The organism is Luedemannella helvata (assembly GCF_039528415.1).
Classification (GTDB): Bacteria; Actinomycetota; Actinomycetes; order Mycobacteriales; family Micromonosporaceae; genus Luedemannella; species Luedemannella helvata.
In genome coordinates, this window is the sequence record NZ_BAAALS010000005.1 from 12112 (window position 1) to 33149 (window position 21038).

Annotated in this window: 21 protein-coding genes and 1 pseudogene; 2 read left to right on the forward strand and 20 right to left on the reverse strand. The window is 72.9% G+C overall.

The features are described from left to right. The first annotated feature begins 20 nt into the window (after nucleotides 1–20). Complete coding sequence (gene trmB / locus ABD191_RS06440) at nucleotides 21–728, forward strand: tRNA (guanosine(46)-N7)-methyltransferase TrmB (RefSeq protein WP_344077908.1); 708 nt, start codon at nucleotides 21–23, stop codon at nucleotides 726–728. Nucleotide 729: 1 nt separating this feature from the next. Here the strand turns inward: trmB and priA are convergent, their stop codons facing one another. From priA to hisD, 7 genes are read right to left on the reverse strand one after another with little or no spacing between them, the layout of a single operon-like run. Beyond that, nucleotides 730–1455, reverse strand: a complete 726-nt coding sequence (gene priA, locus ABD191_RS06445; RefSeq protein WP_344077910.1) for a bifunctional 1-(5-phosphoribosyl)-5-((5-phosphoribosylamino)methylideneamino)imidazole-4-carboxamide isomerase/phosphoribosylanthranilate isomerase PriA — start codon at nucleotides 1453–1455, stop codon at nucleotides 730–732. A gap of 11 nt (nucleotides 1456–1466) precedes the next feature. Next, nucleotides 1467–1814, reverse strand: coding sequence for a hypothetical protein (locus tag ABD191_RS06450; RefSeq protein WP_344077912.1), 348 nt, complete (start codon nucleotides 1812–1814; stop codon nucleotides 1467–1469). Then, nucleotides 1811–2437, reverse strand: a complete 627-nt coding sequence (gene hisH / locus ABD191_RS06455; RefSeq protein ID WP_344077914.1) for an imidazole glycerol phosphate synthase subunit HisH — start codon at nucleotides 2435–2437, stop codon at nucleotides 1811–1813. The genes ABD191_RS06450 and hisH overlap by 4 nt, the downstream gene beginning before the upstream one ends. After that, the gene (locus ABD191_RS06460) at nucleotides 2419–2583 is read right to left on the reverse strand and encodes a hypothetical protein (RefSeq protein ID WP_344077916.1); all 165 of its coding nucleotides are present in this window, start codon (nucleotides 2581–2583) and stop codon (nucleotides 2419–2421) included. The genes hisH and ABD191_RS06460 overlap by 19 nt, the downstream gene beginning before the upstream one ends. Then, nucleotides 2580–3200: an imidazoleglycerol-phosphate dehydratase HisB gene (gene hisB / locus ABD191_RS06465; RefSeq protein WP_344077918.1), complete on the reverse strand. Its 621-nt coding sequence runs from the start codon at nucleotides 3198–3200 to the stop codon at nucleotides 2580–2582. The genes ABD191_RS06460 and hisB overlap by 4 nt, the downstream gene beginning before the upstream one ends. After that, nucleotides 3190–4341, reverse strand: a complete 1152-nt coding sequence (locus tag ABD191_RS06470; protein ID WP_344077920.1) for a histidinol-phosphate transaminase — start codon at nucleotides 4339–4341, stop codon at nucleotides 3190–3192. The genes hisB and ABD191_RS06470 overlap by 11 nt, the downstream gene beginning before the upstream one ends. After that, nucleotides 4338–5645: a histidinol dehydrogenase gene (gene hisD, locus ABD191_RS06475; protein WP_344077922.1), complete on the reverse strand. Its 1308-nt coding sequence runs from the start codon at nucleotides 5643–5645 to the stop codon at nucleotides 4338–4340. The genes ABD191_RS06470 and hisD overlap by 4 nt, the downstream gene beginning before the upstream one ends. 99 nt (nucleotides 5646–5744) lie before the next feature. On the opposite strand from hisD, the gene ABD191_RS06480 reads away from it, so the two are divergent. Further along, nucleotides 5745–6419: an LON peptidase substrate-binding domain-containing protein gene (locus ABD191_RS06480; protein WP_344077925.1), complete on the forward strand. Its 675-nt coding sequence runs from the start codon at nucleotides 5745–5747 to the stop codon at nucleotides 6417–6419. Here the strand turns inward: ABD191_RS06480 and ABD191_RS06485 are convergent. The 13 genes and pseudogenes from ABD191_RS06485 to ABD191_RS06545 all read right to left on the reverse strand — a co-directional run bounded on the left by ABD191_RS06485 (nucleotide 6359) and on the right by ABD191_RS06545 (nucleotide 20912). After that, nucleotides 6359–7279 (reverse strand): DUF2567 domain-containing protein, encoded by a 921-nt coding sequence (locus ABD191_RS06485; RefSeq protein WP_344077928.1) that lies wholly within the window; start codon nucleotides 7277–7279, stop codon nucleotides 6359–6361. The two genes, ABD191_RS06480 and ABD191_RS06485, sit on opposite strands and share 61 nt — an antisense overlap. 242 nt (nucleotides 7280–7521) lie before the next feature. Continuing rightward, nucleotides 7522–8241: a PP2C family protein-serine/threonine phosphatase gene (locus tag ABD191_RS06490; RefSeq protein ID WP_344077931.1), complete on the reverse strand. Its 720-nt coding sequence runs from the start codon at nucleotides 8239–8241 to the stop codon at nucleotides 7522–7524. A gap of 121 nt (nucleotides 8242–8362) precedes the next feature. Continuing rightward, nucleotides 8363–11899 carry a DNA polymerase III subunit alpha gene (gene dnaE, locus ABD191_RS06495; RefSeq protein WP_344077933.1) on the reverse strand — a complete coding sequence of 1179 codons (3537 nt, stop codon included), beginning with the start codon at nucleotides 11897–11899 and terminating at the stop codon, nucleotides 8363–8365. A gap of 70 nt (nucleotides 11900–11969) precedes the next feature. Further along, entirely contained in the window at nucleotides 11970–13061 is a 1092-nt protein-coding gene (locus ABD191_RS06500; protein WP_344077935.1) for a DUF4352 domain-containing protein, read from the reverse strand. 192 nt (nucleotides 13062–13253) lie between these two features. Then, a pseudogene (locus tag ABD191_RS06505) lies at nucleotides 13254–14225 on the reverse strand (MinD/ParA family ATP-binding protein); the annotation flags it as partial. 187 nt (nucleotides 14226–14412) lie between these two features. Beyond that, on the reverse strand, nucleotides 14413–15375 hold the full coding sequence (locus ABD191_RS06510; RefSeq protein ID WP_344077937.1) for an RluA family pseudouridine synthase: 963 nt from the start codon (nucleotides 15373–15375) through the stop codon (nucleotides 14413–14415). Then, nucleotides 15372–16013 carry a signal peptidase II gene (gene lspA, locus ABD191_RS06515; RefSeq protein WP_425560672.1) on the reverse strand — a complete coding sequence of 214 codons (642 nt, stop codon included), beginning with the start codon at nucleotides 16011–16013 and terminating at the stop codon, nucleotides 15372–15374. Before lspA ends, ABD191_RS06510 begins: the two co-directional genes overlap by 4 nt. Next, entirely contained in the window at nucleotides 15965–16384 is a 420-nt protein-coding gene (locus ABD191_RS06520; protein WP_344078385.1) for a TraR/DksA family transcriptional regulator, read from the reverse strand. The genes lspA and ABD191_RS06520 overlap by 49 nt, the downstream gene beginning before the upstream one ends. A gap of 733 nt (nucleotides 16385–17117) precedes the next feature. Beyond that, nucleotides 17118–18620: a potassium/proton antiporter gene (locus ABD191_RS06525; RefSeq protein WP_344077939.1), complete on the reverse strand. Its 1503-nt coding sequence runs from the start codon at nucleotides 18618–18620 to the stop codon at nucleotides 17118–17120. After that, nucleotides 18617–18937: a DUF167 domain-containing protein gene (locus tag ABD191_RS06530; RefSeq protein ID WP_344078386.1), complete on the reverse strand. Its 321-nt coding sequence runs from the start codon at nucleotides 18935–18937 to the stop codon at nucleotides 18617–18619. Before ABD191_RS06530 ends, ABD191_RS06525 begins: the two co-directional genes overlap by 4 nt. A gap of 78 nt (nucleotides 18938–19015) precedes the next feature. Beyond that, the gene (locus tag ABD191_RS06535) at nucleotides 19016–19816 is read right to left on the reverse strand and encodes a DivIVA domain-containing protein (protein WP_344077941.1); all 801 of its coding nucleotides are present in this window, start codon (nucleotides 19814–19816) and stop codon (nucleotides 19016–19018) included. Nucleotides 19817–19856: 40 nt separating this feature from the next. Then, complete coding sequence (locus ABD191_RS06540; RefSeq protein WP_344077944.1) at nucleotides 19857–20165, reverse strand: YggT family protein; 309 nt, start codon at nucleotides 20163–20165, stop codon at nucleotides 19857–19859. A gap of 15 nt (nucleotides 20166–20180) precedes the next feature. Then, nucleotides 20181–20912, reverse strand: coding sequence for a cell division protein SepF (locus tag ABD191_RS06545; protein WP_344077946.1), 732 nt, complete (start codon nucleotides 20910–20912; stop codon nucleotides 20181–20183). Between the last annotated feature and the right edge of the window lie 126 nt (nucleotides 20913–21038).

Sequence of the window (21038 nt, forward strand, 5' to 3'; positions counted from 1 at the left end):
GGCCGGGTACCGTTGCCGTCGTGACTTCCACCCTCGACGCCCGCCACCACGCCCGGATCCGGACGTTCCACCCCCGGCGGGGCCGGACGGGCACCCGGCGCGCCGAGGCGCTCGAGCGGCTGTGGCCCAGCCTCGGGCTCGACATCCCGGCCGATCCCGCGGCGCGCGGGCCGGTCGACACGGCCGCGCTGTTCGGCCGGCGCGCGCCACTCGTGCTGGAGATCGGCTGTGGCATGGGCGACGCGGCCGTCGCCATGGCCGCCGCCGACCCGGACCGCGACTACCTGGCCGTGGACGTGCACACCCCCGGCCTCGGGCGGATTCTCACGGAGATCGAGGGCCGCGGGCTGACCAACCTGCGGCCCGCCCGCGGCGACGCGCTCGACCTCGTCCGCGACGGGCTGACCCCCGCGAGCCTGGCGGCCGTGCACGTGTTCTTCCCGGACCCGTGGCCCAAGGCCCGCCACCACAAGCGCCGCCTCGTGCAGCCGGCCACGGTGGCGCTGCTGGCCGACCGCCTGGCGCCGGGCGGGCTGCTGCTGTGCGCCACCGACTGGGCCGACTACGCCGAGCAGATGCTCGCGGTGCTCAGCTCCGAGCCGACCCTGGTCAACCTGCACGACGGCGCGGCGCCCCGGCTGGAGACGCGGCCGGTCACCGCGTTCGAGCGGCGGGCGATCGACGCCGGCCGGCAGGTCGCCGACTTCGCCTTCGCCCGCCGTCCGTGAGTCAGGCGCCCGCCAGGACCGCGAGGGCCTCGGCCACCGTGAACGCGCCGGCGTAGATGGCCTTGCCGGTGATGACGCCCTCGACGCCGACCGGCTCCAGGGTCGCCAGCGCGCGCAGGTCGTCCAGGGTGGACACCCCGCCCGAGGCGATCACCGGCGCGTCGGTGTGCGCGCACACCTCGCGGAGCAGGTCCAGGTTCGGGCCGGTCATCGTGCCGTCGCGGCGGATGTCGGTGACGACGTAGCGGGCGCACCCTGCCTTGTTGAGCCGGTCCAGCACCTCGAACAGGTCGCCGCCCTCGCGGGTCCAGCCGCGCGCCGCGAGCGTGTGACCGCGCACGTCGAGCCCGATGGCCACGCGCTCGCCGTACTCGCCGACGACGCGGTCGCACCAGACCGGGTCCTCCAGGGCGGCCGTGCCGATGTTGATCCGGGTCGCGCCGGTGGCCAGGGCGGCGCGCAGCGAATCGTCGTCGCGGATGCCGCCGGACAGCTCCACCTGCACGTCCAGCTTCTTGATCACGTCGGCGAGCAGCGCCGCGTTGGAGCCCCGACCGAACGCCGCGTCGAGGTCCACGAGGTGGATCCACTCGGCGCCGCCGCGCTGCCAGTCCAGCGCGGCCTCCAACGGGTCGCCGTACCCGGTCTCGGAACCGGCCTCGCCCTGCACCAGGCGCACGGCCTGACCGTCGGCGACATCCACCGCCGGGAGCAACTGCAACGTCATCTCATTACCTTTCAACGGGTGCGGCGGTCGAAGGCCACCACGACCAGAACCGGCACAGCCACGATCGCGAGCACCGTCAGCCCGATGCGCACCGGCCAGGAGTCCAGCAGCAGCCACACCGCCGCGAGCGCCACCACCGTCATGGTGGTGATCACCAGCCGTTCGCCGCTGTTGCGTCGGGGCAGCAGCCGGCCGGTGCGCCGGTCGGGGACGATCCGCCGGTAGAGGGTACGCGGCGCGAGGGCGCGGCGCATCGGCCGCCACCGGGCCCGGCGCGCCACCTGCCGCGCCCGCTTGGCCTTGCGGAGCGCCTCCTCCGCCTCCCGGACCGCCCGGCGCTGCGCCCGCTCCTTGCTCACAGGGAACGGACCCAGTTGGCGAGCAGGCGGGCGCCCGCGTCGCCGGACTTCTCCGGGTGGAACTGGGTGGCGCACAGGCTGCCGACCTCGACGGCCGCGACGAAGTCGCCGCCGTGCCTCGCCGTGGTCACCGCCACGCCCGCCTCGGCGAGCGCCGGTTCGGGCCGGGCGGCGTAGGAGTGGACGAAGTAGAACCGGGTGTCCGGGGCGGCGCCGTCGAACAGCAGCGAGCCGGCCGGCGGGGTCACCGTGTTCCAGCCCATGTGCGGGACCACGTCGGCCTCCAGGCGCACCACGCCGCCGGGCACGAGCCCGATCCCCTTGGTGACGACGCCGTGCTCCTCGCCGTACGAGAAGAGGATCTGCATGCCCACGCAGATGCCCAGGACGGGCCGGCCGGCGGCCACCCGGGAGGTGATCACGGGCGCCGCGCCGACCGCGTCGATGCCGGCCATGCACGCCGCGTACGCCCCTACGCCCGGCACCACCAGCCCGTCGGCGGCCTCGGCCGCGGCCAGGTCCGGGGTGACCGTCACGTCGGCGCCGGCCCGCGCGAGCGCCCGCTGCGCCGAGCGCAGGTTGCCGGAGCCGTAGTCCAGGATCGTCACTCGGGGAGCAGCCACAGCACGCCTCCCGCGGCCGCGAGCGCGGCCAGCACACCCATGATGATCAGCGTCAGCTTGCTCGCGCCGTTCGTACGCAGCTGCAGCAGCCCGCCGACCAACAGCCCGGCGATGCCGAACAGCACGATGGGCATGACCGAACTCACAGCACGCCCTTGGTGCTGGGTACGGCGCCGCCAGGGTGCTCCACGCGCACCGCGTCGCGCAGGGCGCGGGCGACGGCCTTGAACTGCGCCTCGATCACGTGGTGGGCGTCGGGCTGGGCGCCCGGCCGGCTCGCGCGCACGACGTTGACGTGCAGGGTGACCCGCGCCGCGTGGCCCAGCGACTCCCAGAAATGGCGGGTCAGGCTCGTCGCGAACACCGGGCCGGTGCCGCCGACGAACGGAGCCAGGTTGGCCGGCTCCTCGTGCACCACGTACGGGCGCCCGGACAGGTCGACGGCCGCCTGCACGAGGACCTCGTCCAGCGGCACGAGGGCGTCGCCGAACCGGCGTACCCCCGCCTTGTCCCCGAGCGCCTGGGCCAGCGCGGCGCCGATCGCCAGCGCGGTGTCCTCCACGGTGTGGTGGGCGTCGATGTGCAGGTCGCCGTCCGTGCGCACGGTCAGGTCCAGGCCGCCGTGCTTGGCCAGCTGGGCGAGCATGTGGTCGTAGAACCCCACGCCGGTGCTGACGTCGTGGCGGCCCGTGCCGTCGACGTGCAGCTCGACACGGATCTTGGTCTCGGCGGTGGTCCGTTCCACCGTCGCGCTACGACTCATCGCTGCTCTTCTCCTGCCCCACTGTCACAGTTTCCCTGGTCCCGGACTCGGCGACCACTTCGGCCATCGCCTCGAGGAACCACGTGGTCTCCTCCTTCGTGCCCGCGGTGACCCGCAGCCAGCCCGGCAGGCCCACGTCGCGCACGAGCACGCTGCGCTCCAGCAACGCCTGCCAGGTCGCCTTCTGGTCCGGCGTGGGCGTGGCGAAGAGGACGAAGTTCGCGTCGCTGTCGGCGACCCGCAGGCCCAACGCGCGCAGCCCGGCGACGATGCGGTCGCGCTCTGCCTTGATCGCCTCGACCTGCGCGAGCAGCGTCGCCGAATGGGCCAGGGCGGCGCGCGCGGCGGCCTGGGTCAGCGCCGAGAGGTGGTAGGGCAGGCGTACCAGCTGAACGGCCTGGACCACCGCGGGGTCGGCGGCCAGATAGCCCAGCCGGACCCCCGCGAACGCGAACGCCTTGCTCATGGTGCGCGTGACGATGAGCCGCGGGTACCTGGGCAGCAGCGTCACCGCGCTCGGGGTGCCGGCGCGGGCGAACTCGCCGTAGGCCTCGTCGACCACCACGACGCCGGGCGCCTCCCGCGCCACCGCCTCGATCACCTCAAGGTCGAGGGCGGTGCCGGTCGGGTTGTTCGGCGAGCACAGGAACACGATGTCGGGCTGGTAGACCCGCACGAGCGCGGACGCGCTCTCCGGCCGCAGGCCGAAGTCGGCGCCGCGCTGCGCGTCGTGCCACTGCGTCCCCGTGCCGGCCGCCAGGATCTCATGCATCGAGTACGACGGGGAGAAGCCCATCGCGAGGTGGCCCGGCCCGCCGAACACCTGCAGCAGTTGCTGCTGCACCTCGTTGGACCCGTTGGCCGCCCACACGTTGTCGGCCGTGAGCCCGGTGTGCCCGGTCGACGCGCCCAGGTAGGCCGCGAGGTCGCCGCGCAGCGCCTCGGCCTCCCGGTCGGGGTAGCGGTTGAGGCCGCGCAGGACGCCGCGCAGCGCCTTCTCGACCTCGTCGGCCACCGCCTCGGGCAGCGCGTACGGGTTCTCGTTGGTGTTGAGGCGCACCTCGACGTCGAGCTGCGGTGCCCCGTACGGAGAGCGGCCCTTGAGGTCGGACCGCAGCGGCAGATCGTCCAGCGTGGTCATCGGCCCTGGCCCCGCAGCCGCGCGGTGACGGCCTGGCCGTGCGCGGGCAGGTCCTCGGCCTCCGCGAGCGTGACGACGTGGCGCGCGACGTCCGCGAGCGCCGTTTCGTCGTACGTGATGACGTGGATGCCGCGCAGGAACGTCGCCGTCGACAGGCCGCCGCTGTGCCGCGCGCACCCGCCGGTGGGCAGCACGTGGTTGGAGCCGGCGCAGTAGTCGCCGAGCGACACCGGCGAGTACGCCCCGACGAAGATGGCGCCCGCGTTGCGCACCCGGGCCGCCACCCCGGCCGCGTCCCGGGTCTGGATCTCCAGGTGCTCGGCGGCGTACGCATCGACAACCGCCACGCCCGCGTCGATGTCGTCGACGAGGACCGTGCCGGACTGCGGGCCGGTCAGCGCCGTGAGGATGCGGCCGGAGTGCTTCGTGACCGGCACCTGACGGGCCAGCTCCTCGTCGACCGCGTCGGCCAGCTCGGTGCTCGTGGTGACCAGGACGCTGGCGGCCGAGGGGTCGTGCTCGGCCTGGCTGATCAGGTCGGCCGCGACGTGCACCGGGTCAGCCGTCCCGTCCGCGAGGATCGCGATCTCGGTGGGACCCGCCTCGGCGTCGATGGCCACGACGCCGCGCACCGCGCGCTTGGCGGCCGTGACGTAGATGTTGCCCGGGCCGGTGATCAGGTCGACGGGCTCGCACTCGCCCGCCCCGTACGCCAGCACGGCCACCGCCTGGGCCCCGCCCACGGCGTAGACCTCGTCGACGCCCAGCAGCGCGCAGGCCGCGAGGACCCGCTCGTCCGGCAGGGCGCTCGGCTTCTGCGGCGGGCTCACCACCACGATGCTGTCGACGCCCGCCTCCTGCGCCGGCACGACGTTCATCACGACGCTCGACGGGTACATGGCCAGGCCGCCGGGGACGTAGAGGCCCACCCGCTGGACCGGCACGAACCGCTCGACGACCACGCCGCCGGGCACCACCTCGGTGGTGACGTCGGGTCGACGCTGCTCGGCGTGCACCTTGCGGACCCGCTCGATGGCGACCTGGAGGGCCTCGCGGATGTCGGGATCGAGCGCGGCCAGCGCCCGGGCCAGCTCGGCCGGGTCCACCCGCAGGCTGGCGGGGCGCACCCCGTCGAACCGCTCCGAGTAGTCGTGGGCCGCCTCCTCCCCCCGATGACGCACGTCGGCGATGATCGGCTCCACCGTGGCGAGCACGGAGGCGACGTCGACGGCGGCGCGCGGAAGGATGCCGCGGAGCGATCTCGGCGTGGGCCGGGTCCCCCGCAGGTCGAGGCGAGTCAGCACCTGGCCGAGTCTAGTCCGGGCGCCTGGCCGGGTCGACACGGTCCAACCGGCGGGACAACGCCCTACACGGGAGGGCGACGGCCGCCTAGGCTCGATGACGTGACCCCGGCCCTGCCCTTGTTTCCCCTCGGCACGGTGCTCTTCCCCGGACTGGTCCTGCCGCTGCACGTCTTCGAGGAGCGGTACCGGGCCCTCGTGCGCGACCTGATCGCCCTGCCGGACGGCACGCAGCGCCAGTTCGGCGTGGTGGCCATCGCCAGCGGGTGGGAGGTGGAGGGCGGCTCGGGCGCGGTCACGCTGCACGAGGTGGGCTGCACGGCCGAGCTGCGGCAGGTCACCGAGCACCCCGACGGCCGGTTCGACCTGGTGACGGTCGGGCGGCGCCGGTTCGCCATCGACGAGGTGGTCACGGACGACACCCCCTACCTGCGGGCGCGGGTGAGCTTCCTGCCGGAGCCGCGGGACAGCCCGGCCGCCGAGGCGCTCGCGCCCCGGGTCCTGGCGGTGTTCCGGACGTACCTGGGGCTCGTGCGCACGGATGCCGAGGAGGTCGCCGAGCAACTGCCGGAGGACCCGACCGTGCTGTCACACCTCGTCGCGGCGACCGCGTCGCTGACGCTCGCCGAGCGCCAGGCGCTGCTCGCCGCGCCGGAGACCGCCGCCCGGCTGCGCGCCGAGCTGGCGATCCTCCAGCGGGAGGTTGTGCTGTTGCGTCAGGTGCGGGCCGTGCCGGTCCCGGTGTCGGAGCTGCCGGTGCGGCCAGGGCCGAACTGATCATCGGTCGCCGGCGGCATCTGATAAGCCGGATATGAGGGATATGTCGGCTCTGGGTCCGGGCCGCGCAGCGACGCGAACCGCGACCACCCGGCGCAGCACGTGTACACGAACGCGGCCGCCAGCGCCTGCACCGCCAGCACGCCGGTCAGCTTCGGCGTCCACGGGTGGGCGGCCGCGAAGTCCGTGGCCCGCAACCCCAGCGGGGCCAGCAGCTGGGTGCCCACGGTCGCGGTCTCGCGCAGCCGCTCGAACTCCGCGAGCCCCACCTGCCGCCCGGCCCACCACGCCAGCCACGCCCCGCCCAGGCTGCCCAGCACCAGGCCGATCACGATGAACGGTCCGCGCCACCGCTTGAGCAACATCCACGCGACCACCGCGAACAGGATGCCCGCCCCGGCGCCGAGCAGCATGAACCAACCGTCCGCCGCGACCACCTGCTCCGGCTCCGCGTCCGCGTACGTGAACCCGCCGTCCACCCGCACGATCGGGATGCGCGGCGCGAGCGCCGCCCACAGCCAGCCCAGCGGCGCGCCCAGGGCCGCGACGACCACGGCGGTGAGTACGCCCACGAGCACGTCCCCCAACAGGTTCGACCGGGGCGCGGCCGGGGGCGGCTGACCGTAGCCCCACGCCGCCGGGTCGTACCCCGGCCCGCCGCCCGGCCACGCCACCGCGGCTCCGCCCGGACCGCCGCCCGGCCACGCCGCGGGGGCGCCGCTCGGACCGCTGCCCGGCCACGCCGCGGGGGCGCCGGCGACCGGCGGCTGACCCGCCACGTCGTGGTCCTGCCCGTGGTCGTGGCCCTGGCCTTGGGGCGGATCGTGGCGATCTGCGGGGCCGGTGGGTGGAAACGTCACCGCGTGATCCTCTCAGGTGGCTGCCCGTACTGACACCCGGCCCGTACCTCCGACCCCACTTTCGGCGACCGATCCGTGTGGCGCGGGGGCAGGCCGAGTCATGATCGCCGTTTCGTGCCCGGACGTGCAGCCCACCTGCACTCCGGCACCGGAAACAGCGATCTTGGTGCCGGGTCGACTCGCTCCCAGGATCGCCCAAGCGGCCGGCGGGAGCGGCCGGCGAAGCCCGGCGGGATGCGGCGCTACCGGGTCTCGACGACGATGGCGGTGATGTTGTCCCGGCCGCCAGCCGTGAGGGCCAGTTCCACCAGCTGGTCGGCGGTGCGCTGGGCGTCCGCGCCGGCCGTCAGGGTGGCGGCCAGCACGTCATCGGGCACCTCGTTGCTCAGCCCGTCGGAGCACAGCAGGAAGCGCTCGCCGGACTGGGGGGCACGCAACCAGTAGTCGGGCAGCGGCGTCGGGTCGGTGCCCAGCACCCGGGTCACCACGTTGGCGCGCGGGTGGTCGCGGCGCTGCTCCTGGGTGATCGCGCCGGCCTCGTAGAGCTCCTGCACCAGCGAGTGGTCCACCGAGACCTGTTCCAGCTCCCCGCCGAAGCTGCGGTAGAGCCGGGAGTCGCCGACGTTGAAGGCGAACCAGAAGTCGTGCCCGTCGTTCTGGACCGCGATGAGGCCCACGACGGTGGTGCCCATGCCGCCGCGGCCCTCGCCATGACGGGCGGCGTCGAGGATGGAGTCGTTCGCGTCGGCGACGACGTTGAGGACGGCCTCCGGCCGGATGGACCAGTCGCCGGCCAGCCCGTCGAACGCCTCGACGGCCAGGCGGCTCGCCACGTCGCCCGCGGCGTGGCCGCCCATGCCGTCGGCGACCACGAAGACCTGCCCGTTGGCCACGAGGCTGTCCTCGTTGACCTGTCGGATCTTGCCGACGTCGGTCGCCGCACCCCAGCTAACCGCGATCATCAGGTGGACCTCAGGCTTCTCGGCCGGCGCGCCCGGACTGCGTTATCTGTCCGACGATGACGCGGTAGGCCGCGGCCAGCGTACTTTACCCAGTGTCCAGTCGACGTGCGAGCCACCGTGTTCAGCCAATCGCACCGGGGCCGAGCAACGCCTTGAGGTCGGCCATGAGCGCGGTCGTGGGCGCCACCCGCACCGGGTTGAGGCGCAGCATGGTCGTCCGGCCACCGCCGGAGAGCAGCCGCAGGTGGACCTCGGCGGAGCCGGGGTGGCTCGTGAGGACCTCCTTGAGACGGTCGACGAGCGGCGGGGTGCAGCGGTTGCTGGGCAGGGCCACCACGACGGGCCGGCCCGCGTCGGGCTGGCTGATGTCCGGCAGTGAAAGATCCATGGCCATGAGCCGGGGTTGGTCGTCGCGGCGGTCGACCCGCCCCTTGACGACCACGATCGCGTCCTCCGCCAGGTGCTCCCCCACCACCTCGTACGTGTTGGGGAAGAACAGCACCTCGACGGCGCCGCCGAGGTCCTCCAGGGTGGCCGAGGCCCACGCGCGGCCCTGCTTGGTGATGCGCCGTTGCAGGCCCGACAGGATGCCGGCGAGGGTGACGATCTGGCCGTCGCCGACGACGCCCTCCTCGGCGAGCGCCGAGATCGACATCTCGGCCGCGTTGGCGAGCACGCCCTCCAGCCCGAGCAGCGGGTGGTCGGACACGTACAGGCCGAGCATCTCCCGCTCGAACACCAGCAGGTCGGCCTTGTCCCACTCGGTCGTGGGGATCGGCGGGGTGACCGACAGCCCGCCGCCCGACGACGACGGGTCGTCACCGAGGAGGTCGGCGAACAGGTCGAACTGGCCGACAGCCTCGTTGCGCTTGACGTCGAGGATGCTGTCGATCGCGTCCGCGTGCACGGCGAGCAGGCCCTTGCGGGTGTGCCCGAGCGAGTCGAACGCCCCCGCCTTGATCATGGATTCGATGGTCTTCTTGTTGCAGGCCACCTGGTCGACCTTGCGCAGGTAGTCGTAGAAGTCGGTGTAGGCGCCCTTCTCCCTGCGGCACCGCATGATCGACTCGACGACGTTGACGCCGACGTTGCGCACGGCCGCGAGGCCGAACCGGATGTCCTCGCCCACCGACGTGAACCGGGCCGAGGACGCGTTGACGTCCGGCGGTAGCACCTTGATGCCCATCCGCCGGCACTCCGCCAGGTAGACGGCGGACTTGTCCTTGTCGTCGCCGACGGAGGTGAGCAGCGCCGCCATGTACTCGGCCGGGTAGTTCGCCTTCAGGTACGCCGTCCAGTACGACACCAGGCCGTACCCGGCGGTGTGCGCCTTGTTGAACGCGTAGTCGGAGAACGGGACGAGGATGTCCCACAGGGTCTTGATGGCGTCGTCGGAGTATCCGTTGGCGCGCATGCCGCCGGAGAACGGCACGTACTCCTTGTCGAGAATCTCCTTCTTCTTCTTGCCCATCGCGCGGCGCAGCAGGTCGGCGGCGCCCAGCGAGTAGCCGGCGAGCTTCTGGGCGATCGCCATGACCTGTTCCTGGTAGACGATCAGGCCGTACGTGTCGCCCAGGATGTCGGCGAGCGGCTCGGCCAGCTCGGGGTGGATCGGCACGACCGGCTTGCGGCCGTTCTTGCGGTCGGCGTACTCGTTGTGGGCGTTGGCGCCCATCGGGCCCGGCCGGTAGAGCGCGAGGACGGCGGAGATGTCCTCGAAGTTATCCGGCACCATCGAGCGCAGCAGGGAGCGCATCGGGCCGCCGTCGAGCTGGAACACCCCGAGCGTGTCGCCGCGCGCGAGCAGCTCGTACGCCTTCTTGTCATCGAGCGGCAGCGATTCGAGGACGAGGTCCTCGCCCCGGTTGGCCTTGATGTTGACCAGGCAGTCGTCCATCACCGTGAGGTTGCGCAGGCCCAGGAAGTCCATCTTGAGCAGGCCGATGGTCTCGCAGGCGCCCATGTCCCACTGGGTGATGATGGCGCCGTCCTGCTCGCGCTTCTGGATCGGCAGCACGTCCACGAGCGGGTCGCGGGACAGGATCACGCCGGCCGCGTGCACGCCCCACTGCCGCTTGAGGCCCTCCAGGCCCTTGGCGGTGTCGACGACCTTCTGGACGTCGGCCTCGGACTCGTAGAGGGAGCGGAACTCCGCGGCCTCCGGGTAGCGCGGGTGGGCGGGATCGAAGATGCCCGTGAGCGGGATGTCCTTACCCATGACCGGCGGGGGCATGGCCTTCGTGATCTTGTCACCCACCGCGAAGGGATACCCGAGTACGCGCGCCGCGTCCTTGATCGCCGCCTTGGCCTTGATCGTGCCGTACGTGATGATCTGGGCGACCCGGGCCTCGCCGTACTTCTCCGTCGCGTACCGGATCATGTCGCCGCGCCGGCGCTCGTCGAAGTCCATGTCGATGTCGGGCATCGAGACGCGGTCGGGGTTCAGGAACCGCTCGAACAGCAGCTTGTGCGCGATGGGATCGAGTTCGGTGATGCCGAGGGCGTACGCGATCAGCGCGCCGGCCGCCGACCCCCGGCCGGGGCCGACCCGGATGCCCTCCCGCTTGGCGTAGGCGACCAGGTCGGCCGTCACCAGGAAGTACCCCGGGAAGCCCATCTGGCAGATGACGTTGAGCTCGTACTCGGCCTGCTGCTTGTGGCCCTCCGGCACGCCGCCGGGGAAACGGATCTCCAGCCCGCGCATGACCTCGGCGCGCAGCCACGACTCCTCGGTGTGCCCCTCGGGCACCGGGAACTGCGGCATCAGGTTGCGGGAGGCGAACACGCTCTTGTAGTCGCCGATCCGCTCGGCGATCTCCAGCGTGTTGTCGCAGGCGCCCGGCACCTGCGCGTCCCACATCGCGCGCATCTCCTCGGCCGACTTCAGGTAGAAGTCGCGCGCGTCGAACTTGAACCGCTTCGGGTCCGCCAGCGTCGAACCGGACTGCACGCACAGCAGCACCTCGTGCGCGTCCGCGTCATGGGCGTACGTGTAGTGCAGGTCGTTCGTGGCGATCGGCTTGAGGTTGAGCACCTTGCCGAGCTTGAGCAGGTCGTCGCGGACCCGGGTCTCGATGCCCAGGCCGTGGTCCATCAGCTCCAGGTAGAAGTTGTCCGCGCCGAAGATGTCGCGGAACTCCGCCGCCGACTCGACCGCCTTGTCGAAGTTGCCGATGCGCAGCCACGTCTGGATCTCCCCCGACGGGCAACCGGTCGTGGCGATGAGCCCCTTGCCGTACTCGTGGAGCAGTTCGCGGTCGGCGCGCGGCTTGTAGAAGTAGCCCTCCAGGCTCGACCGGGACGCGAGGCGGAAGAGGTTGTGCAGGCCGTCGGCGTCCGCCGCCAGCATGGTCATGTGGGTGTACGCGCCACCGCCGGAGACGTCGTTCTCGCCGCCGTCGGCCCAGCGCACCCGGGTGCGGTCGCGGCGGTCCGTGCCCGGCGTGAGATAGGCCTCCAGGCCGACGATCGGCTTCACGCCGGCGGCCGTGGCCTGCTTGTAGAAGTCGTAGGCCCCGAAGACGTTGCCGTGGTCGGTCATCGCCAGCGCGGGCATGCCCATCCGGGCCGCCTCGCTGAACAGATGCTTGAGCCGGGCCGCCCCGTCGAGCATTGAATACTCGGTGTGCACGTGGAGATGCACGAACGAGTCGGCCACGCTGCGCCTCCCTTCAGCGGTACCGCCCGAGCCTAGTCTTCCCGGCCCCGCGACACGCGCCCCGCGGGGCCTACGACACGGTGACGCTCACCCCTTGGGAAGCCGGCGAATCATGCAGTTCCAGGCGCTTCAGGACGGCCTGCTTCGGAAGATCGAACACCAGCGACCCGCTCACCTGGGCACCCACATCGACCTTGGTGAAGAACGCCGCGTGGCCGCGATTGGCGTACGCGCCCGCCAGGCTGTCCGCCCGGTACGACTTGCCGGCCGTGTCGTACGCCCGCTGGAACACGTCGCTGAACAGTCGCGCCTCCGAACCCACGTTGCGGACCGTGAGGCTCGCCACGCAGAACTGGCCGTCGGCCGTGACATGCCGGTCCGGCGTGCCGACCTCGGCCACCCCGCAGTTCGCGGAAACCACGACGAACTGCAGCACGCCGTCCGTCAGCGGGGTGCCGATGCCGCCCGCGGTCGGGTGGCCCGGCGCGGCCGGCAGCGGTGCGGTGGGCGACGCGGGCCCGGTGGTGGCCGACGAGGCACCCGACGATGTGTTGTCGGTGCTGTCGTTAAGGGCGGCGATGACAATGATCGCCCCGAGGCAGCAGAGGATGAGCAGGGCCACGAGCGCGACGAGCAGCCAGATCCACCAGCGCTGCTGCTTGTTCCCTTCGCCGGGTGGGTAGCCGGCGGGCGGCTGACCGCCGTACGGCTGGCCGGGCATGGTGCCGGGTGGATACCCGTACTGGCCCGGGTAGCCCGGTGGGATTCCCGGCTGGCCTGGCTGCCCCGGCTGGCCGGGCGGCGGGTAGCCGCCATGCGCCTGGGCTCCGGGCGGCGGCGGGCCGGGCGGCGGCGAGCCACCAGGCGGATGAGGGCCGGGCGGCGGGCCGGGCGGCGGGCCGGGCGGCGGCGGGTGCTCACCGGCGCCACCCGGGGGCGGATGACCAGCATCAGGCGGCGGCGGATACCAGCCGGCGGGCCCTTCGAGCGGCTCCTGGGGGCCGGGTGCGGCGGGCGACTGCGGCCGGTCCGGGTCCCTGCCGGCGGCACCCGACGGCGCGGAGTCGTCCGGGGCGGGCGGCCACGGTGACGGCTGCCCGGGCGGTTGTTCGGGTTCGGCGCGCGGGTCCGGCTCATCGGGCCCGGGCGTGGCACTGGTCATGCTGGCTCCTCGACCTGGCCCCACGACGGGGCGCCCGTGCATCGAGCGAACCACACCCGCCCGCCCTATGCGGGCAATTAAGACATCTCGCCGGGCCGCGTGCGCTGTGTGCGCCACAGTGCATGCGTGGGCGGCCTCGCGGCGCACGGTGGCCGCCCCGGCGCGCACCGCGGCGCGGAGGGCGGGGCGCGGTCAGCGGGCGAACGGGGCCATCATGACGGCGGCGGCGTGCAGCCAGGCGGCCCGGGTGGCGGGCGCGAGCTGCGGGAACTCGATCGACGACCCCGGCTCCAGGGCGGGGTCGTAGGGCACCACGACGACCGAGCGCGTACGGGTGGCGAAGTGTCGCGCGAGGTCGTCGAGCAGGGGCGAGGGCCGGGGTGTCGGGCACGACAGCAGGGTGACCGCGTTGGAGACGAGGGAGCTCATGCCCTTCTCCTCCAGCAGGTCGAGCATCCAGTCGGCGGTGAACGCCGCGTCCTCGCGGGGGACCGTGGTCACCACGAGCTGGTCGGCGGAGTCCAGGACGGTCTGCCAGTTGGCCGACTCCACATTGTTGCCGGTGTCCACGCAGATGACCTCGTGCGTGCGGCGCAGCAGCTCGAGCACCCGACGCACCGAGTACGGGTCGAGTTTCTCGGCGAAGCGCGGGTTCTCCTCGCCGGCGAGGACGTCGTAGGTGCCGTCGGAGGCGTGGCGCAGGAAGTCGTCCAGGCGCTCGGCCAGGGCCGGGCCGTAGAGCGCCTCCACCTCGAGGAGCTCGCGCATCAGGTGCCGGATCGTACGGGCATGCCGGGCGCTGCCGGCGCGCAGGCCGAGCGTGCCGCGCAGCTCGTTGTCGTCCCAGGCGAGCACGCCCCGGCCGCGCACGGCACCGATGGTCGCCGCCGCGAGAACCGTGGCCGTGGTCTTGTGGACGCCCCCCTTGGGGTTGGCGAACGCGAGCACGCGGGGCCCGCCGAAGCTGCGCCGCAGCAACTGCAACGCCGGATCGTTCGGGGCGGCCTGCGGCGGCGGGGACGCGTGCCCGACGGGAGCGGACGACGCCCGGCCGTGGGCCGGGGGCGCGTAGCCCTGGGGCGGCGGGACGGGTCGGGGCGGGAGACGGCCGTCGCGCTGCGCCGGGTACGGGTGGTCCTCGGGCGGCGCCGCCCGGCCACCGTGGCGGCCGAGGTCGCGGAGCGCGCGCCACCGGCCGTCGGCGTCGGCCTGGGCCCGCTCGGTGTCCACGCTGCTCCTCCCGAACCGTGATGTCACGCCAAGGCTACGGACTGCGGCGCCCTTTGCCATCCCCGCACGGCCAACTATTGGTGGTCGGTCGGGCAGCTCATCCTATCCAGCGGGACAACGCTCAGGCCGCGGCCCGCAGGGTCCCGAGCGCGTCCGCCAGATCCGGGGGGTACTCACTGACGAAGGTCACCTCGTCGCCCCGGGTCGGGTGCTCGAACGTCAGCGAACGGGCGTGCAGCCACTGCCGCTCCAGCCCCAGCCGGGCCGAGAGCGTCGGGTCGGCGCCGTAGGTGAGGTCGCCGACGCACGGGTGGCGCATCGCGGAGAAGTGGACCCGGATCTGGTGGGTACGGCCGGTCTCCAGGCGCACGTCGACGAGGCTGGCGGACGGGAACGCCTCCAGCGTGTCGTAGTGGGTCACGCTCGGCTTGCCGCCGGAGATCACCGCCCACCGGTAGTCGTGCGTGGGATGGCGGTCGATCGGCGCGTCGATGGTGCCGCGCAACGGGTCCAGCTGCCCCTGCACCACCGCGTGGTAGCGCTTCTCGACCGTGCGCTCCTTGAAGGCCCGCTTGAGGACGCTGTAGGCGATCTCACTCTTGGCGACCACCATGAGGCCGGTCGTGCCGACATCGAGCCGGTGGACGACGCCCTGCCGCTCGGCCGCGCCGCTCGTGGAGATGCGCAGTCCCATGGCGGCGAGCCCGCCCGTGACGGTCGGCCCGGTCCAGCCGGGGCTGGCGTGCGCGGCGACGCCGACCGGCTTGTCCACCACGACGATGTCGTCGTCGTCGAACACGATCCGCAGGTTGTCGACCGGGGTCGGCTCCACCTCGGTCACCGGTACGGGTGGCGGCGGCAGCACGACCTCAAGCCAGTCGCCCGCCCGCACCTTGTCGGACTTGCTGCGGGACACGCCGTCGACCGAGGCCGCGCCGTCATCGACGAGGGTGGCCGCCGCCGTGCGGGACAGCCCGAACAGCCGGGAGATCGCGAGGTCCAGCCGGAGCCCGTCGAGGCCGTCCGGGACCGGCACCGTGCGCCGCTCGCCCTCCCGCCCGGCCGGGGAGTACGCCGCCGTCACGAGCCGTCGGCGGTGGCGGGCAGGCCGTCGCGGCGGCGGCCGGTGAACTCGAGGATGATCGCGAGGACGACGCCACAGGTCAGCGCCGAGTCGGCCACGTTGAAGACCGGGAAGCGCTCGCCCGCGTCGCCGAACACGCTGATGAAGTCCACCACGTGGCCACGGAACGGCCCGGGCGCGCGGAAGATCCGGTCGGCGAGGTTGCCCATGGCGCCGCCCAGGATGAGCCCGATGGCGATGGCCCACGGTGTGGACGCGAGCTTGCGGGCGAGCGCCACGATCACGCCGCACACGATGATGGCGATGATCGGGAAGACCCAGGTCAGGTCCTCGCCGATGCTGAACGCCGCGCCGGCGTTGCGGGTGAAGGTGAGGTACACGGCACCGCCGAGCAGGCGGATCGAGTCCTGGCCGTTGCCCAGGTGCTGGATCGCCAGCGTCTTGGTGACCACGTCGGCGACGATCACCACCGCCGCCGTGATGGCGAGGAACAGCCACGCCCGCCGCCGCGAAGCCGCCGCGATGGGCCGATCTTCTTCCACCGCCTCGCGGTGGGCATCCTCCGAGCCCGGCGAAAGAAGATCAGGTGTCAACGCCGCTCCTCCAGCTGCTTGCAGGTCACGCAGAGAGTAGCCGATGGGAACGCGGCCAGCCGCTCGACCGGAATGGGGTTGCCGCACCGCTCACACCAGCCGTACTGGCCGTCGTCGAGGCGCTCCAGGGCACGCTCCACCTGGTTGATCCGGTCGAGGATGTTGTTGGCGAGCGAGATCTCCTGCTCGCGCTCGAACGTCTTCGTGCCCGTGTCGGCCTGGTCGTCGCCGGCCGAGTCGGTCAGCCGGTCGCGCTGCAGTTCGGCGATCTCGGTGAGCGTCGACTCGTACTCCTCGCGGAGTTCGTCGCGGCGGGCGGCGAGCGCCTCACGGATCTTCTCGGTCTCCGCCGCGCTACGCGAGGCCTTGACCGGCGCGGCCTTCCGGGCGGTCTTCGTGTCAGCTGGCTTCGCCATTGTCGCTCCCTCGGCCGCACTGGTGGCGGCGGATTCCGGTGCCTCGGCCCGGACGGCCGCCGGTCGCGCCGGCGGCCCCCCGCCCGTGGATGTGTTCTTACGGGTCGCCGTCCTGGTTGCCGGCGCCGCCTTCTCCGCCGACTTCTTCGCCTGGGCCGTCGTGGCCCGGGACGTCGCTGGCGCGGCCTTGGCCGCCTTCGCCGGGGCCGCCTTGGCGGCCACCGCGCTCTTCGGGGCTGTCTTCTTCGCGGGCGGCGCCTTCTTGGCGGGAGCCGCCTTCTCGACCGGAGCCGCCTTCGCGGCCGACTTCCTGGCCGGCGCGGCCTTCCCGGTGGTCGCCTGCGTGGCCGTGGTGGTCTTCTTCGTGGGGGTGGCCTCCGCGGCCGGCGCCGTCTTCGCCGGAGCCGCCTTGGCGGCGGCCTTCTCAGCCGGCGTCGCCTTCTTCGCCGGCGTCGCCTTCTTAGCCGGCGTCGCCTTCTTCGCCGGGGCGGCCTCCGTCGCCGACGCGGCCTTCGTCCGGGCGCGCGCCGAGGGCGCTTCGGACGCCGGCACGGCGCCCGATTTGTTGGCCTTCCGCACGGCACCTGCCCGCTCGGCCATGGCTGTCCCCCACATGCAAAAACGGGCACGCGGCGGGGCGCCGCGCACTCCAGAGGCTGGCAAGGATACGGAACCTGTGGGCTTCCGACAAACATGCCACACGTACGCGGACCATTTCGGGCAACGCGGAAACTCAGTGCAGCTCAGCCTCACCCTTTTCGCCGTACCAGCGGGCCAGGCGCCCGCGCCGGCTCACCGCCCGCAGCCGCCGCTCGGCGGCGTCCCGGCTGTCGGAGGTCGCGACGATGAGCAGGCTGTCACCGGACCGCAGCCGGCTGGCGGGCTGGGGCACGAAGCCCCGCCCCTCGCGCAGCACCAGGGTCACCGCGGCGCCCTGGGGCAGGCGCAGCTCGTCGATGTACATGCCGGACAGGTGGGAGCCCGGGGGCACCTTCAGCTGGAGCATCTCCGCGTTCATCTCGTCCAACGGGGCGGTCTCCACGCGCAGTTCGGTCGGCTCGGCCGGGGCGGTGACGCGCAGCCACCTGGCGACCGGGGTCAGCGAGGTGGCCTGGAGCACTGTGAAGATCACCACGAGGACGAAGACCACGTCGAACAGCCGTGTCGCGTCCGGTACGCCGGCCGACAGCGGGATGGTGGCGAGCACGATCGGCACCGCCCCGCGCAGCCCGGCCCAGGACAGGAACATCTGTTCACGCCAGCCGACCCGGAACCAGGCGACGCTCAGCAGCACCGACAGCGGCCGCGCCGCGATGACGAGGACCGTGCCCACGACGAGGGCAGGCACCACGGCCGACGGCAGCCGTGCCGGCGACGCGAGCAGCCCGAGCAGGACGAACAGGCCGATCTGGGCCAGCCAGGCCAGCCCGTCGGCGAAGCCGAGCACCGCCTGCCGGTGCGGGAGGCGGGCGTTACCGAGGATCACCCCGCACGTGTACACGGCCAGGAAACCGGAGGCGTGCACGCTGGCGCCCAGCGCGTACGCCAGGATGGTGAGCCCGGCCACCGCGAGCGGGTAGAGGCCCACGGCCGGCAGCGCCGCGCGGCGCAGCCCGAAGGCGCCGATCACCCCGACGGCCACGCCGACCAGCCCGCCGGCCGCGAGTTCGTACAGCATGATCAGCAGCTCGTGCCACCAGACGAGGTGTGACCCCGCCGGCACGGACAGGGCGAGCACCAGCAGCACGGCCGGGGCGTCGTTGATGCCGGACTCGGCCTCCAGGGTGGCGGCCAGCCGGGGCCGGACGAGCAGCCGCCGCAGCGTGGCAAAGACGGCCGCCGCGTCGGTCGAGGAGAGCACCGCGCCGTACAGCAGCGCCAACTGCAGGGGTACGTCCAGCAGCAGGTGCACGACGACGCCCACCACGGCGACGCTCACCACGACGCCGAAGGTGGCGAGCGTGGCCGCCGCCGGCAGTACGGGTCGCACGACGGACCAGCGGGCGGACAGACCGCCCTCCGCGATGATCACGACCAGGGCGCACACGCCGAGAACCCGCGTGAGATCGACGTTCTCGAAGTCGATGCCCAGCCCGGACTCGCCGAGGGCGACCCCGAGAGCCAGGTAGATGAGCAGGCTCGGCAGGCCGGCACGGGTGGACAGGCGCACGGCGGCGACGGCGACGAGCAGCACGAGCGACCCGATCAGCAGGCCTTCGTCGAGATCCCCTGTCACTGGGCGGCGTCCCCGCGGAGTTCCGCGAGCCGGTCCGACCAGGTCGCGGGCGGGGCGGCGATGGCGACGAGCTTGTCGCGGCTGGCCTGCCCGGCGCGCAGGGCCACGTCCGCGCGCCGAAGGCCGAGAGCGGTGGCCAGCTCGCGCAGCGCGGCCTCCGTGGCGCGCCCGTCGACAGCCGGCGCGGAGACGGCGACGACGAGGGCCGGACCATGAGCGCCCTCGTGGCGGCCGCCGACGCGGGGGCGGCGTGCCCCCGGTTTGACCCGGATCGCGATGATTGTCACGTCGGCACTGGCCACGCACCATTGAAGCATCGCGGCCGGCGCACCGATATCGGCGGACGGGTTATGCGTACGGGGCGGGCGCGTCACGGCGCCCACCCCGGTCACGCGTCAGTGGGCTGCGCTGTCCGTGGCGCGGCCACCGGGGCTGCCCAGGGCGCCCGCGCCGGCCGTCGCGAGGCCGCCGGCCGGGCCCGCCGGGCGCGGCGCGTCGGCGGCGCCGCCGTTGCGGGTCGGCTCGTCCTGCAGCGCCTCGCCGCGACCGGCCAGGTCGCGCAGCTGGCTCTCCAGGTAGGCCTTCAGGCGGGTGCGGTACTCCCGCTCGAACTGCTTGAGCTCCTCGAGGTGCTTGGCCAGCGCGGTGCGCTTGGCCTCGAGGCCGCCCATGGCCTCCTGGTGGCGGGTGCGGGCGTCACGCTCAAGCGCCTCGGCCTTCGAACGGGCCTCGCGGGTCAGCTCGTCGGCCTTCGTGCGCGCGTCCGTGAGCAGCTTCTCGGCCTCGCGGCGCGCGTCCGACACGTGGTCGTCGGCGGTGCGCTGGGCCATCATGAGCACCCGCAGCGCCTGCTGCTCGCCGTCGCCGGCCGCGCCGCCCTGGGCGCGCACCTGCTCCAGCTCGCCCTGCATCTGGCGGGCGGCCTGCTCAGCGGATGCCTTCTCGCGCTGCACGCGGTCGAGCGTCGCCTTGAGTTCGTTCAGCTCAGCGGCCAGCCGCGGGTCGCCGCCCGCGCCGGTCGCCGGCGCGCGGCCTCCGCCCTGCGCCCGGAGCTCGTTGTTCTCCTCGATGAGTCGTGCGAGTTCGCGCTCAACTTCGTCGAGGAAAGCATCGACCTCCTCCTCGTCGTACCCCCGCTTGCCGATCGGGGGCTTCTTGAACGCGACGTTGTGGACGTCAGCCGGGGTTAGCGGCATCGAATCTCCTCGGGTCAGTCGCGGCCGCGTGGTGTCGGGCCTAACTCGACGTTATGGCAATCAGGCTCGGAACCACGAAGTACATCAGCACGAACACAATAACCAGCAGCACAAGAGAAGCTAGGTCGACGCTCACCGTACCAACTCGCAGCGGTGGGATCACTCGCCTCAACGCCTTGAGGGGTGGATCGGTGACGCTCCAGACAACTTCCAGCGCTGCCGCGGAGCCGCGGGCCGGACGCCAGCGCCGGCCGAGACTGAGCACCGTACCCAGGATGAAACGGGCGATAAGCGTCAGCAGGAAGAAGTAGATGACCAGGTACAGAACCTGAAAGACCACCGACAGCACGTCCTGCTACGCCTCTCAGCCATGCTCAAAGAACCCGCCCTGAGCGATCTTCGCCTTGTCCTCCGCGGTGACCTGCACATTGGCGGGCGAAAGCAGGAAGACGCGGTTGGTGACGCGCTCCATGCTACCGCGCAGCCCAAACGCGAGCCCGGCGGCGAAGTCGACGAGCCGACGGGCGTCGGGCTCATCCATCTCCGTGAGGTTCATGATGACGGGCACACCCTCGCGGAAGTGCTCGCCGATCGTCCGCGCCTCCTTGTAGGTGGTCGGGTGGACCGTGGTGATCTGGTAACGGCCCTCGTGCGCCGTCTCGTAGCCCTCCCCGACCACTGCCCGCTCGCGGAGTTGGACCTGCGGCGCGAGCGCGAGGTTGTCCTGTGTCGGGTAGCTGGTGGACGCCGTGGCCCCCGGCCGCGCCAGCGACCGCACGCTGCCGCGCTCGGCCACGACGGGGTCGCCCGCGTGCCCGCGATCGGCCAGGTGGGAGCGGTCGCGCTCCACCCGCTCCCGGTCGGCTCGCTCGCGCTCGGCGGCCCGCTCGGCCGCGCGCTCCGCAGCCCGATCGGCCAGGCTGGCGCGCTCCGCGGCCCGGTCGGCGAGCCGCTCACCCGGACGCGAGCCGCGCGGGCGGACCGGCTGGAACTCCTCGTCGTCGGCGAACTCGTCGTCGTAGTCACCGGGGTAGGCGCGGTCGTCCTCCTCCTCGACCAGGCCCAGCCACACACCGGCCCTGCGCAGTGCACCCATCGCCGCGCCCCTCCGTCGCTCTGCGGCACGCCCCCGCGTCGTGCTGCCCCTCTGCGGCCGCCACCGCAGCCATCCGGCCGGGCAGTTCGCGGCCACCCGTCCTGATTCCGGTCCTGGCACCGGCTA

What these genes read in the sequence shown, in the direction of transcription:
- priA (WP_344077910.1), bottom strand. Translation starts at nt 1,455, where the DNA reads ATGACGTTGCAGTTGCTCCCGGCGGTGGATGTCGCCGACGGTCAGGCC.
- hisB (WP_344077918.1), bottom strand. Translation starts at nt 3,200, where the DNA reads ATGAGTCGTAGCGCGACGGTGGAACGGACCACCGCCGAGACCAAGATC.
- ABD191_RS06470 (WP_344077920.1), bottom strand. Translation starts at nt 4,341, where the DNA reads ATGACCACGCTGGACGATCTGCCGCTGCGGTCCGACCTCAAGGGCCGC.
- ABD191_RS06490 (WP_344077931.1), bottom strand. Translation starts at nt 8,241, where the DNA reads ATGATCGCGGTTAGCTGGGGTGCGGCGACCGACGTCGGCAAGATCCGA.
- ABD191_RS06500 (WP_344077935.1), bottom strand. Translation starts at nt 13,061, where the DNA reads ATGACCAGTGCCACGCCCGGGCCCGATGAGCCGGACCCGCGCGCCGAA.
- ABD191_RS06520 (WP_344078385.1), bottom strand. Translation starts at nt 16,384, where the DNA reads ATGGCGAAGCCAGCTGACACGAAGACCGCCCGGAAGGCCGCGCCGGTC.
- ABD191_RS06530 (WP_344078386.1), bottom strand. Translation starts at nt 18,937, where the DNA reads ATGCTTCAATGGTGCGTGGCCAGTGCCGACGTGACAATCATCGCGATC.
- ABD191_RS06535 (WP_344077941.1), bottom strand. Translation starts at nt 19,816, where the DNA reads ATGCCGCTAACCCCGGCTGACGTCCACAACGTCGCGTTCAAGAAGCCC.
- ABD191_RS06545 (WP_344077946.1), bottom strand. Translation starts at nt 20,912, where the DNA reads ATGGGTGCACTGCGCAGGGCCGGTGTGTGGCTGGGCCTGGTCGAGGAG.